Raw genomic sequence first — 13,654 nt, 5'->3', positions numbered from 1 at the left:
AACATCAATGGATTTACTTCTTCTGCAACAACTGCACTGAGCTGTCATTGATTTCAAACTTCTTGTTTTTCAACAAACTAATCACCTCAGCCCCCGCCAAAATCACAGGCCCGTAGCCATGAGCCGCAAAAGGGCTGATGGGACGATGGTAGTAAAAAGCAGGGTCAAAACCCATGCCTGTACCTACACACGTTCCTTCTACTTGGCCTTTTTCATTGACTTTGGTGGCCACGGCATTCCATCCCAAGAGCGTCATAGGTGCATACGCTAAGCCGTCAATCCAGCCTTTATTGATGGCGCGGGCGATGGCATACGTATAAATCGCCGTGGCCGATGTTTCCAGATACGAATCTTCTTTATTGAGCAACTGATGCCAAAAACCTGACCCCGATTGGTACGACGCCAACCCTTTGACGTGCGCTTTCAAAAGCGCCAAAATCGCGGGGCGCGCCGGGTGGTTTTCAGGCAATACATCCAATACCTCCACTTTGGTCAAAATAGCCCAACCGTTGGCTCTGGCCCAGTGAAATTGCGGATGCTCAGTCATGCCTTCGACCCAACCGTGCATGTATACGCCTTTTTCTTTGTTAAACATCCGACCCGCAAATTGCAATATTTGTTTAGCGGCTTCGTCGTAGTATTTTTTATCACCCGTCAGCTTACCCATTTGAGCAAGTGCGGGTACGCCCATAAACATATCATCCAACCAAAGGGTATTGGGCTGGGGACGATTTCGGGCCAGCGTACCGTCTTTTAGTCGATGTTCTTTGGTCAGAATATAATTAATGTGGCTGTCAATCAACGGGCGCAAATTTGACTTATTGCCTTCACGCGTGGCCTTAATCATGGCAGCACACATGGCCCCGCAATCGTCCAGAGCATGGGGCGTCAACAAACCCCGCAGAGGCCCTTTCGTGCCCCAATCGGTGTTTTCTTCAGTCGTTTTTTTGAAGTAAGGCGCGGCGTTAGCGATGAATTCCAGCCGCTTTTCGGTGTATTCTTTATAACGATTATCGCCCGTTACCTGGCTTGCCAAGAGCATTCCCCCGTAAGTAACCCCCCATTCATAGCTAACTAGCCGATAATCGCCTTTTTGCAAGGCGGTATTTTCGTCAATTTGGGATAAATCGGTCAGTACTTCACCCGTTTTGGCATTGACAAAGGCAGCAGGAGTCACATTGTTTAAATATCCGTGAATTCTATCCAATATCCCCTTTACTTCCTCGGTTTTCACAATCCCGTAAGGTACTGGATAATCGGGTTGCAGCAAATGCAAAGGCGTATTGGAGTCATTAGCATTGGTCACGTTGCGTTGCGCAAAAAGGGGCGTTGTCAGGCATAACACCGCTCCAATCGCCGACAAATTTTGACTAGACAGCAAAGTTTTCATAGGTATAAAAGGGGAATAACCGTGGTTTTATTGGAAAGATACAAAGTTGCGGGGAATTACGACATCAACATTCCCGTACCCACCTGTTCAGGACTGCGATAAAAAAGCCCTCAACTTCGAAAGAAATTGAGGGCTTATCAAATTCGGACGTATCAGGTCCTTTGAGGATGACAAAAAATATAATTAGGCTTCTACCATGCACGCACCGACGGTCACGTGGGAAGTCTCATCAATCAGAATAGCTGCACCATTGGCGCGGTTTTTCAGGTATGAATCGTAGGCAAGCGGTTTTGCCGTGCGGAGCGTCACTTTAGCGATATCGTTTAGCTTGAGGCTTTCGATATCTTCCAAGTGCTCATAATTGTTTACATCAATGCGGTATTCGATGCCTTTGACGGAGCAACGTACTAGGCTTGTACCGTGTTGTAGCGTGTATTTATTGCCTACTTTCAACTCTTTTCGGTCGTCCATCCAACAGATAGTGGCTTCAACGTCTTGACTCAAAATCGGCTGATTTCCCGCACCGCTGATTAAGTCTCCGCGGCTGATGTCCACGTCAGTTTCCAGCAATATCGTCACTGATTGCGGAGCCGTAGCTTCTTCCACTTCTTCGCCGTAAACTTCTATTTTGGCGATTTTAGAAGTTTGCTCTGAAGGCAAAACGGTGATAGAATCACCTTTTTTGAAAACTCCGCTTTGAATTCGTCCCGCATAGCCCCGATAATCGTGTAATTCTTCCGTTTGCGGACGCAGTACGTATTGCACTGCCATACGTGCATCGGTCAAATTCAGGTCGTTCAGCACGTTGACATTTTCGAGAAAATGCAGCATTGTTTCGCCCGTATACCAAGGCATGGCTTCCGATTTATCCACAATGTTATCACCCGCCAACGCACTGACAGGGATGATTTTCAAGTCTTTAATTCCGAGTTTATCCGCCAGTTTTTTGTATTCTTGGGCAATTTGCAGAAACGCATCTTCTGAATAGCCCACCAAATCCATCTTATTGACCGCCACTACAATATGAGGAATGCCTAACAAAGACGCAATCAACGAGTGCCGGCGTGTTTGCTCCACCACTCCTTGACGAGCATCAATCAAAATAATGGCCAAATCTGCATTGGAAGCCCCCGTCACCATGTTGCGGGTGTACTGAATGTGACCGGGCGCATCAATGCTGATAAACTTCCGATTGGGCGTTTGGAAATATTTATAGGCTACGTCGATGGTAATGCCTTGCTCCCGCTCCGAACGAAGTCCGTCTGTTAATAAAGCCAAGTCAATTTCGCCGTCGCCTCTGGTTTTGCTGGCGCGCTCAACGGCCTCCATTTGGTCGGCCAAAATGCTTTTTGTATCGTAAAGCAAGCGGCCAATCAACGTACTTTTTCCGTCGTCAACACTACCTGCGGTTATAAATCTTAGAATGTCCATTTGTTCTATTTACGGTTTAAACGGGATCGCCCGAGCGGTTTACAGTTAGTTCTATTTTTGGACGGTTCAATCTTACTGTGAACTGCCTACTTTTGGCTGTAACCTCTAAAAATACCCTCCCTTTTTACGGTCTTCCATCGCCGCTTCGGTTTGTTGGTCGTCGATGCGGGTTTCGCCGCGTTCGCTGATGCGCGTTGCTTTGATTTCGTTGACTACTTTCTCAATCGTATCGGCATCCGACTCTACCGCCGCAGTACAAGTCATGTCACCCACCGTGCGAAAACGAACGGTTTTGGTTACAATTACGTCGTTTTCATCTTTGAAAATAAAATCGGCATTGGCCAATAGATTTCCATCGCGCAAAATCATTTCGCGTTGGTGCGAGAAATAAATGCTAGGCAATGGAATTTTTTCGCGCTCAATATACGACCACACGTCGAGCTCGGTCCAGTTGGAAATCGGGAAGCAACGTACGTTTTCGCCTTTGCTGATTTTGCCGTTAAACAAATTCCATAGTTCAGGGCGCTGCCGCTTAGGGTCCCATTGACCAAACTCATCGCGGAAAGAGAAAATACGCTCTTTGGCGCGGGCTTTTTCTTCGTCACGACGCGCCCCACCAATACACGCATCAAATTCAAATTCTTCAATGGTATCCAGTAACGTAAAGGTTTGCAACCAGTTACGGGTAGCATTTTTACCAGTCTGTTCTTTCAACCCTTTGGCTTTGATGGTATCTTCGACCTGACGTACAATCAACTTTGCTCCTACTTCATTGGCCAACCAATCACGGTACTGAGTTGCTTCAGGAAAATTATGGCCCGTATCGATGTGTACCAATGGAAAAGGGATTTTGCCAGGAGCAAAGGCTTTTTGGGCCAATCGTACAAGGGTAATCGAATCTTTACCGCCCGAAAACAACAACGCGGGGCGCTCAAATTGCCCTGCCACTTCACGCATGATGTAAATGGCTTCGGATTCGAGTTGGTCTAAATAGTCCTGACGTTGGACAATAGACTCTGGACTTTGGATATTGGACATGATTTATCGTGTCTGATTTTGTAATTTACTTTTAAAAGAACGGGGATTCCTTCTCTTCTATTTAGCGTGTAACCCACACTCTTTTTTGCTTTCATCTTCCCACCACCAGCGGCCCGCGCGGAAGTCTTCTCCTTCTTGGATGGCGCGGGTACAGGGGGCACAACCAATACTTACAAAACCTTTGTCGTGCAGTGGGTTATAAGGCACATTGTGCGCCTTCACGTAGCTTTTTACTTGGTCGAACGTCCAAGGCAAAAGTGGATTGTATTTAAACAATTCATGCCCTCCGTCCCACTCAATGGCCTGCATATCGGTACGGTTGGGGGATTGCTCCGCGCGGATACCCGTCACCCAAATTTTCACACCTTTCAGCGCACGATTCAAAGGTTCTACTTTGCGAATAAAACAACACTCTTTGCGGTTTTCGATGGACTCATAAAAACTCAAAGGACCTTTTTCGGTCAGCAGTTGTTCAACCGCTTCGTTTTTGGGGAACATCACTTCGATTTTGGTATCGTAGCGATTATTGGTTTTCTGGAGCGTCAGATAAGTTTCGGGAAACATCCGGCCCGTATCTAGCGTAAAGATTCGGATGTCAATTCCATTGGCTAAAATCATATCCGTGATTACTTGGTCTTCATAGCCCAAGCTGGTCGAAAAAGCCACCTGTCCAGGAAACATTTCTGCCAGTAAACGCAATGCTTCCACTTCGGTTTTACCGCTAAGTAAACTAAGTAACGATTCTGTTGTATGTGTTTCGGTGAGTATCATTTTACGGTTCAATAAGTGTTCTTTTTTATACCTCTCAGGTAGGCATTTTTTCGTATTGTACTATCCAATCGTGAATTGTATTTAAGACAAAACTCATATTTTGTTTTATCTCTTTGTCGTCAAATCTTAGAAATTGTATTCCAAAGCTTTCTATTTTTCGTTGACGAATTTCATCATTCACGGCTACTTCTTCCCAGGTATGACTGATTCCATCAATTTCAATTACTAACATCAGCTCATGACAAAAAAAGTCAACGATATAATTGTCAATCGGTTTTTGTCGGTGAAAGTCGTACCCTCGCATTTTTTTCCCCTTCAATTCAAGCCACAATAACACTTCTGATAAAGTACTATTATTTCGTAATTGTCGGGCTATTTCTTTCAGTTTAGGGTTATACGGAATGATTTGACGACGTTCCATAATTGCTGATTTCACACACCCCGCCCTTCGGGCACCCCTCTCAAGAGGGGATTAACGAAAATTCCCCTCTTGAGAGGGGTGCGGCTTTAGCCGCGGGGTGTGTAGATAATAAAATTAATGAGAAATAACTTATTTTAGCATTTCGATAATTCAACAGCTAACTTATTTTATTTCCAACCACCACTTCATCGTTTCTAATTTCTCTTTTTCAACTTTAGTTAATACCGCTTCATTGGAAATGCTTTCTAAAGTGTTTTTACATCTCTCCGTACCATAGTTTTCTTTGAACCAAAATGGAATCTCTTCTACACTTTTATTCCAATTGCTTAAAATTCTTTTTAGAATAATCTCAAGGGAAACATCTGTTTTAGGTTTAATTTCTTTCAAAATTTGCCCTGCAAACTCTTGATCTAAAATCTCAGTTTCCCTTCTATTATTATTTTCAAAAACTTTAATTAGACCCTCAATTATTAATTCATCAGGCACGTTTGATAAAATTTTAATCAACTGTCTAACTCGCAAATCTCCAATCTCAAGGTATTTATCTACTGAAATATAAATCTCATTAGTCAATTCGCTTGCTGTAAGCGGAAATTTCATATCTGAAAGCTATATTTTGCAAATCTATCTATATCTTCTCCGCAATCACTTCAGCGCTCACCACTGCCGCCTGCGTAAAGTCTTCAATCAAATCTTCTACGGCTTCTAAGCCAACTGAAATACGAATCAGGCCTTCCGTAATACCCAAAGCCGCTTTTTCGTCGGGTTTGAGTTTGGAGTGAGTAGTCGTAAATGGATTGGTGATAATGGTACGGGTATCGCCCAAGTTTGACGACAAGGTTGGGATGGTCAACGCTTTCATAAACGCACTTACGCGCTCAAAACCGCCTTCTAATTCAATGGTCACAATTGCACCTCCCGCGTTCATTTGCGCTTTGGCAAGCTCATATTGGGCGTGGCTTGGCAAATAAGGATAGTTTACCTTTTTCACTTCGGGCAATGCCTCCAAGGCTTCGGCCAAACGTAACGCATTTTGGCTGTGGCGCTCCATGCGTAATTCAAGCGTTTCGAGGCTTTTGCTCAATGTCCACGCATTAAACGGCGACATAGAAGGGCCTGTATGGCGGCAAAAAAAGCGAATCGGGGCAATGTATTCAGCTTTTCCAACCACAACTCCTCCCAATACACGCCCCTGCCCATCCATAAATTTGGTGGCAGAGTGCACAATCAAATCCGCGCCAAAATCCGCGGGTGTTTGAATGATGGGGGTAGCAAAGCAATTATCCACGTTGAAAATCAGGTTGTGTTTTTTACAAATACGACCAATCATGGCCAAATCAACCAGTTCCAATCCAGGATTAGACGGAGTTTCTAGATACACCATGCGGCTATTGGGTTGCACAGCCGCTTCCCACTGTTCTTCAGAAGCATCGGCATCCAAGTACGTATAAGTAATACCCCACTTCGCAAAAATCTGCGTAATAATCTGGTGCGCCGACCCAAACAATGCCCGACAGGCAATGATGTGGTCCCCAGACTTGAGAATTCCCGCCATGCTCGCAAATACCGCCGCCATTCCTGTGGCGGTAGCAAGACCATCTTCCGCACCTTCCAGCATACACACTTTATCGACAAACTCCTGAACACTGGGGTTTGAAAAACGGCTGTAAATATTACCTTCCTCGGTTTCATCAAAGAGGGCCTTACCTTGCTCAGCCGACTCAAATGAGAAACTTGAGGTAAGAAACAATGGCGTCGAATGCTCGCGGTATTGCGTCTTTTTGGTTTGGATGCGGATTGCTTTCGTCTTACGTTGCATACTTTTCTTGAGAATATTAGACTTCCGATGTGCCCACCAAATAATCTGGAAAACACACCAAGTCTTTTAAATGACCTGATTGGATGAGGTCGTAAAATTACACATTTACTATAAAATAGCTTTCAATACAACCCTTAATCCTAAGAATATCACCAATAAACCCACAATTACCATCAATGGTCGACGGTTGACCCGGTTTACTAGATAAGCACCAAGCGGAGCGGCTATCATGCCTCCGAGCATCAATCCCAGTACAACCTGCCAGCTATTGATACCCTCAAAAAGGAGAAACGTAACCCCACTGGCAAACGCAACGGCAAATTCGGCGGCGTTGACCGAACCAATGGTATAGCGCGGGTCACGGCCACGGCCAATGAGCGTAGAAGTTACAATCGGCCCCCAGCCTCCCCCGCCAACGGCATCCATAAAACCACCGAAAATGGCTAGAACCCCCAGTCGCTTAGTGGGCTTTTTGACATTCGTCTTTTTAATGCCTTTGCTCACAATAATACAACCCAATACAACCATGTAGGCCGAGATAAAAGGCTTAATGACATTGCCATCTATTACATCCGAAAGCAAATAAGCACCAATAACTGAACCGATTACACCCGGAATCAATAAAGTTTTGAATAGCTTTTTATTGATATTCTTGAATTTGAAGTGTGAAATGGCCGAGGCACCCGTGGTAAACATCTCTGATAAGTGAACACTCGTGCTGCTTACCGCTGGAGGAACGCCCAGCGTCAATAAAAAAGACGTAGCCGTAGCGCCATAGCCCATGCCCAACGCACCATCTACCAACTGAGCCATTACCCCAACCATCAGGTAAAACGCTAAATCTGAATTAAAACCCGCCATGAAAGAGTCAATAGTAAAACTTCCTGCGTGTTTGTAAATCAAATATCCTATGATAATCGTCAACAGCCCAACGGGTATACCAACCCACAGCCAATCTTCAAGGTCTCTTGGTTTCTCGACAGGAATAACTGGTGGTTTTGTCATGGAGCTCATAGCCGTTTCTGAAATTTATACTGGTGGTGGAACAATTACTGCGATTAATTTGAAAGACAAGCAAAATCTTAAACACCTAATACCAGATATAGTATATTGATTATATAGAGAAATTAAGATAAATTAAATGCCGCTTTTTGGGGCGGCATTACAAAAGTAGAAGCAATAGTTAAAAAGTCCAAGAAATGAGCTTAAAAACTTATTAAATTCTTACAAAAATCCGATTTCGGTACATCCAACGCAAAATGAGCCACTCGACTAAAAGAATCAATCCACCCCGAACCAAGGACTCATACGTAATTCCAAATACCTGATCGTAGGTTTGCGACACATGTATTTGAATAGAGTGATGAATAAACTCTACTATGGTATGGGAGATAACGTAGGCTGCAATGGAATTAGTCCCGATAATAATCAACCAAATAAATGCTTTACGCCACCCCTGTATATCTACCAACCAGTAAAAAGCCGCGAGCAACACAAAGCACCATCCACCGCTAAACAACACCCAAGTAGGCGTCCAAATACGTTTGACATTGGGACAAACCCCTAGCCAGTTGAGAAGAGAACCGACCACCAAAAGGGCTACGCCTAAAGTTGCAAACCGCTTTACTTTTTCCATCGGTGATGAATCTGATTTGAGCCACTGACCCGCCAACAGCCCTAAAACCATTGTACCCAAGGTTGGAATAAAGCTTAACGTAGAATACCCGCCACCGTTTCTAATGAAAGGTTTCTCACGAGGAAAAAGGTTCATAAACCATTGGTCAAATGCCCATGCCGCATTGGTATTTTTATTCCAATGAGCTGCAAACCCCTTTAAATTATGTTCCCAATCGGCAGTAACACCAACGGCTGCATAATCAAAGTCGGCGCCAGGAAGTGGGTAGACGGCAAAGAAAAGCCAATAACCTACCAAAATGGTACCCAAAGCAATGAGTTGGGTACGGAAGGTACGAAAACCCAGCCAAAATAAAACAGGGTAACCCAAGCCAATTTGCGTAAGTGTATCTTCAAACGTAAAATTGGTTTGTTCGCGATGCATAGAACGCAGAAAAATACCGAGAAAAATCAGAATCAACGAACGCTGAATGGTGTGCCCAAACATAGCTCCGAAATTTTGCCCTTTAGCCATCCGACTCGCAATAGAATACGGCAATGCCACACCCACCAAAAACGAAAACGACGGTTGAATCAAATCATGCAACGAGCAACCTACCCATTCGACATGGTCTTGGTTATAGGCCAAAAACGCCCAAAAAGAACTATCGGGCAGGGCTTTGGAAATACTACCGAATTCGAGCACTTCGGCCATCATCAAAAACATAACAAAACCTCGGTAAGCATCTACCGACGAGATACGGACGGGCAAGGTGGGCGCCATAGCGTTAGGAAAAGTTTAGGAACGTAACAGGGTTTGTATACCTAAAGTAAACAAAAGTGAATTTATAACTTACGGGCGAACTATGCAGTAACATCCCCTGTTTTTGATATTACTGAATTTCAATCTGTTGATACCTTTTCTCGCCCTAAAAAAAATGATTATCAGCTTCGTTTTTGTCCTGTCGCTGGCAGGAGGTTTTTATTTCTTTATGTATGAGCGTTTTACGTGGGAGATAAGCGGCTATCGCTCTAATCCTGATTTAAAAACCGTTCGCCACGATTGGAAAGGCAACCCTGTAAATCCGCAAGGACGCTTTTTGAACGAAAACTTGGAGCCTTTGCCTGGGTTTAGTGATTTATTGAAATGGCAACGCGAAACCAATCCCCAAAAAGCCGAGAAAAAAACGGACACATTTCGCCTGAAAGTGACTAAAAACAGCGATTTTCTAAATAACAACGACGATTGTGTCGTGTGGTTAGGTCATGCTACGTTTTTTATTCGGCTCAACGGTGTCCGAATTTTAACCGACCCTGTGCTGGAAAGTCCCTCTGCGCTGATGAAACGGTTTTCGGAATTGCCCATGGCGGTTTCAGAATTAAGGGATATGGATTACATCATTGTCTCACACGACCACCGTGACCATTGCGACGAAAAAAGCCTCAAAACATTGGCCCCTCAAAACCCAAATGCCACTTATCTGACGGGCCTAGGACTGGACACGCTGCTCAACAATTTCACAAAAAGCCCTAATATTCAATCCGCTGGCTGGTATCAAACCTATCAAACAGATACCTCTAAGGTTGAAATCATCTATTTACCCGCCCGTCATTGGGCACGACGTTATTTAAACGATACCAACAAAAATCTGTGGGGTGCGTATTTGATTCGAGCCAATGGCAAAAGCATTTATTTTGGGTCCGATTCGGGCTACGGAACGCACTATCAGGATTTTGCCAAGTATTTTGGCGGGGTTGATGTGGCCCTGTTGGGGGTTGGTGCTTATAAACCCGAATGGTTTATGTCTGCCAGTCACGCTGGGCCAAAAGACGCCGTACAGGCAGCCCACGAAATGAAAGCGAAACGAATGATTCCGATGCACTACGGCACGTTCGATTTGTCAGATGAGCCGTTGGGAGATTGCTACCGCTCGCTTCAAAAATTGCAGAAAGAGCCACAGAATCAGGGATTAATCCAGTTGGCGGGCGTTGGAGAAGTGATAAAGTTGTAGACTTGGAAAGAATTATAAAAAAAATCCTCGGCAAGGCTTAAAGCGTTGCCGAGGATAAATCAAGCTATAAAAATTAATTCACCGTAGTTTTGAAGGCTTTTTTTGCGGCCAAATCGTGGGCCGTATCGTAGTAAGAGCGCAGATTTCCCCAATCGAATACATCCGAAATATTCTCTACTTTATTACGTTGTTGAATCCGCTCACGCAGGTTCATACGCACAAATTTGAACATGATGTTGGCCAATTGGTCGGCGGCCTGATCAAAGTTTTGCGTTTTGCGATTAATCACATAAATACCTCGGTTTTCGTAATCTCGCATGATTTGCATAATAAAATCACCGAAACCCGACAAGTCGCTCGTAACGGTGGGAATACCGCGCACTACGCACTCCAACGGCGTATAACCCCACGGCTCATAGTAGCTTGGGAAAATCCCTAGGTGACATCCTCGCACAAATTGGCCGTAATCCAATCCAAAAAGTGGATTTGTTGAAGCAATAAAATCAGGATGGTATACGATTTTAACGCGGTCTTGCTCGTGGTTTTTCAGGCCCGAACGTTCGCAATATTCGGTGATAGAATCAGGTTGTTTCAGGTCGTGGGTTACGTAGGGCGGCAAGCGTTTCGTTTTCCAAGTTTGAATGGTTCGACGGAGACGCAAGCGCCAATATTCATCCACAAATTGATTCAGATCAGGCAAATGATGGTCGGTAGAAGAAGCAGAAGCCAAAAATAATTTATCACCCAATTGCTTTTCAATCGCTTCGCAGGTATCCTGTATTTCACCCAAAACTGCTCTAGACTGAAGTACATCGGGGTTGATAGAATGATAAGGTTGACGCGTCACGATAAACATCACCACCGTCATATCCATCTTGGCCTGCACCATTTTCCAGTTCAACCGCGCCAAGGCTTCCATCGTAATATCGTAGCCTTTGTTGACAAATTCATAGCGGCCCGACGTGAAGAAATAAAGCGTTTTATCCAGATTGAAAGAATAGCTTTGGAAAAAGTGACCCATGATAAACCGATGGATATTTTCCTTATACTTCATGTGTAGGTTCTGAAACTCGTGTACTGCGGCAAAACGCTGAATATTAAGGCCATTTGGCAACACCAAGTCAGGGTATTTCCCCAAAAACACTTCACATTCACGGGCCGTTACGTCGCTGACGGTTGTACTCACGTGGGCGCTCAAGTACGCAAGGCGTTCGATGGTGGCCTGAGCCTCAATGGCGTAGTACCGCGCCTCGTGTTGCCAATCAAATGAGGGAAGTTTGGTATAGAAATCACGCTCGTTGGAAGCGATATACCGTCCCAACATAGTAGCGTGGGTGGTAAATACGGTCGCAATCCGAACATCATCTTTGCGCAAATCAGGCAATCCCGAACTTGCCATCCATTCGTGAAAATGGGCCGTAATTTCAAATTTTTTGGCGTAATCTTCCGCAAACTGGGTCAGAAAAACCCGCACCATTTCGCCAAAACCCAACGTTTGATTGACCAAGTCTTCAATATTGACCGTCGAGATTCGATGCCGTTCCCACAGACTATATTTTATACGGTCTAGCTGCGCCGCTACACTCCTAATGTCAAACAGTACCACGCGGGGTTTTCCGGTAATGAGCCAGTAGCCGTATTCGACTACAAAACCCGCCTCACGCATCTTTTCTACGGTCTGATAAATCCCCGACCCGTCGTCTGAAGTGATTGGCTCATATTCTGTTAAAGCACGTTGGGGGAAATAAGGCCCCAAACATACATAATCATCCCCCCATTGGTCGACCATTGCAGGGACTTTGCTCCGAATTACGGTATAAATTCCTCCCACTTGGTTGCAGACTTCCCAAGCGACTTCAAATAAGAGGGCTTTTTTAGGTTTCTTTTCCACGATTAATGAAGATTTTTAATGTACAATTTTTAATTCAAAATGTACAATTTTATAGTTTTAAATTGCAATAATAATGTTTATTTGCTTTTATTCAAGGAAAACAAACGCTAAGGATAAAGTTGATTATAATACATACAAAATGCGTTAGGAAGGTTTTCGACCTGTTTTTCCAAAATACAGCTTACTCTTTATTTGACATCCGCCTACAATCTGCTCCCAAACACCTCACTCTCAACAAAGTGGTTTTATTACCTAAAAATAGATTTACCCGTTACACTACTTGATTATTTGATATTATTTTATCAGTAACTATTTTGGAGAGTCTATTTTCTAATAGCATTCTAATATTCTTAACAAGAGCATCACAGTTCCTAAAGATAATGCCCATATCATTTAATAGGGGCATAAATGAGAAAAAATAAAATTTCTTTCCCAACAATACTATACAAAATAATGGCATCATCCCTCATTACTGCGGGGATTTTGGGAAGTTTTATCAACCTTCACACTTAAACAAATAGCCAACTCCTTTGAGGGTGACTATTTCGAGGGCAGGGTCGTCGCGCAGATAGTCGCGTAGGCGGGTAATATAGACGTCTAAATTACGGGAATTGAAGAAAGAATCGTCGCCCCAAACCCGCATCAAAATATCGCGACGCGGTACGGTGAAGTTGCGGTTTTCGGCCAATATTGAAAGCAGTTCCGTTTCGCGGTGGGAGAGTTTGCGCAGATTGTCGGCGCGGTGAAGTTCGTACTTATGAGGATAAAAAGTATAGCTACCAAGCACAATATGGCCGTTTGGAGCAACTAAGACGGGCTTAGCGTTGGTCAACTGAAGCAAATTCTGAATCCTGACAATCAGTTCCTCCATGCTGAAAGGCTTCCGCACATAGTCATTGCCTCCCGCCTGAAACCCCTTCAGTACATCTTCGGTTTGGGTTTTGGCGGTCAGAAAAATAATGGGTATTTCAGGAGCCAATTGACGAATATCCTGCGCCAATGCGTAGCCGTCTCGGTGCGGAAGCATCACATCCAACACACAAATAACGGGCTGAAATGCTTTAAATTGGGCAAGTACATCTCGCCCATCAGCTACCATGCACACCTCAAATTGGCGACTTTCGAGGCTTTCTTTTACAATTTTCCCTAAAAAAGGCTCATCTTCTACGTACAGAATCTTGGTCATACTTTGTTTTGGGTGGTGACAAACGGTCGTCGTCGCAATTTGGGTTTCGGGCGGAGGCAAACGGTCAGCTGATGCGGCCCC

General features: G+C 44.3%; 12 protein-coding genes. 1 reads left to right on the top strand and 11 read right to left on the bottom strand.

Annotation, left to right across the window (positions count from 1 at the left end; genetic code table 11):
- Positions 1-13: 13 nt before the first annotated feature.
- From GVN20_RS11930 to GVN20_RS11890, 9 genes are all read right to left on the bottom strand, one after another.
- Complete coding sequence (locus GVN20_RS11930; RefSeq protein WP_166558536.1) at positions 14-1,390, bottom strand: glycoside hydrolase family 105 protein; 1,377 nt, start codon at positions 1,388-1,390, stop codon at positions 14-16.
- Between the two features lie 183 nt (positions 1,391-1,573).
- Positions 1,574-2,821: a sulfate adenylyltransferase subunit 1 gene (locus GVN20_RS11925; RefSeq protein ID WP_166558535.1), complete on the bottom strand. Its 1,248-nt coding sequence runs from the start codon at positions 2,819-2,821 to the stop codon at positions 1,574-1,576.
- A 105-nt stretch (positions 2,822-2,926) separates the two neighbouring features.
- On the bottom strand, positions 2,927-3,859 hold the full coding sequence (gene cysD / locus GVN20_RS11920) for a sulfate adenylyltransferase subunit CysD (protein WP_114068528.1): 933 nt from the start codon (positions 3,857-3,859) through the stop codon (positions 2,927-2,929).
- 57 nt (positions 3,860-3,916) lie between these two features.
- Positions 3,917-4,630, bottom strand: coding sequence for a phosphoadenylyl-sulfate reductase (locus tag GVN20_RS11915; protein ID WP_166558534.1), 714 nt, complete (start codon positions 4,628-4,630; stop codon positions 3,917-3,919).
- 34 nt (positions 4,631-4,664) lie between these two features.
- Complete coding sequence (locus GVN20_RS11910; RefSeq protein ID WP_166558533.1) at positions 4,665-5,051, bottom strand: endonuclease domain-containing protein; 387 nt, start codon at positions 5,049-5,051, stop codon at positions 4,665-4,667.
- Positions 5,052-5,213: 162 nt separating this feature from the next.
- Entirely contained in the window at positions 5,214-5,651 is a 438-nt protein-coding gene (locus GVN20_RS11905) for a hypothetical protein (RefSeq protein WP_166558532.1), read from the bottom strand.
- A gap of 28 nt (positions 5,652-5,679) precedes the next feature.
- Positions 5,680-6,870: a PLP-dependent aspartate aminotransferase family protein gene (locus GVN20_RS11900; RefSeq protein ID WP_114068524.1), complete on the bottom strand. Its 1,191-nt coding sequence runs from the start codon at positions 6,868-6,870 to the stop codon at positions 5,680-5,682.
- Positions 6,871-6,978: 108 nt separating this feature from the next.
- Positions 6,979-7,875 carry a sulfite exporter TauE/SafE family protein gene (locus GVN20_RS11895; RefSeq protein WP_229599041.1) on the bottom strand — a complete coding sequence of 299 codons (897 nt, stop codon included), beginning with the start codon at positions 7,873-7,875 and terminating at the stop codon, positions 6,979-6,981.
- Between the two features lie 211 nt (positions 7,876-8,086).
- The gene (locus tag GVN20_RS11890; protein ID WP_166558530.1) at positions 8,087-9,268 is read right to left on the bottom strand and encodes an acyltransferase family protein; all 1,182 of its coding nucleotides are present in this window, start codon (positions 9,266-9,268) and stop codon (positions 8,087-8,089) included.
- Positions 9,269-9,422: 154 nt separating this feature from the next.
- Here GVN20_RS11890 and GVN20_RS11885 point away from each other — a divergent pair, with 154 nt between their 5' ends.
- On the top strand, positions 9,423-10,496 hold the full coding sequence (locus GVN20_RS11885) for an MBL fold metallo-hydrolase (protein ID WP_166558529.1): 1,074 nt from the start codon (positions 9,423-9,425) through the stop codon (positions 10,494-10,496).
- 73 nt (positions 10,497-10,569) lie between these two features.
- Here GVN20_RS11885 and GVN20_RS11880 read toward each other — a convergent pair whose 3' ends face one another.
- Positions 10,570-12,387 carry a glycogen synthase gene (locus GVN20_RS11880; protein ID WP_166558528.1) on the bottom strand — a complete coding sequence of 606 codons (1,818 nt, stop codon included), beginning with the start codon at positions 12,385-12,387 and terminating at the stop codon, positions 10,570-10,572.
- A 496-nt stretch (positions 12,388-12,883) separates the two neighbouring features.
- A complete protein-coding gene (locus GVN20_RS11875; RefSeq protein ID WP_166558527.1) occupies positions 12,884-13,573 on the bottom strand; it encodes a response regulator transcription factor in 690 nt (229 codons plus the stop codon).
- Positions 13,574-13,654 lie beyond the last annotated feature (81 nt).

The organism is Runella sp. CRIBMP (assembly GCF_009905605.1).
GTDB lineage: Bacteria > Bacteroidota > Bacteroidia > Cytophagales > Spirosomataceae > Runella.
The sequence above is the reverse complement of the archived record's forward strand: the minus strand, read 5'-3'. Positions and strand labels throughout refer to the sequence as shown.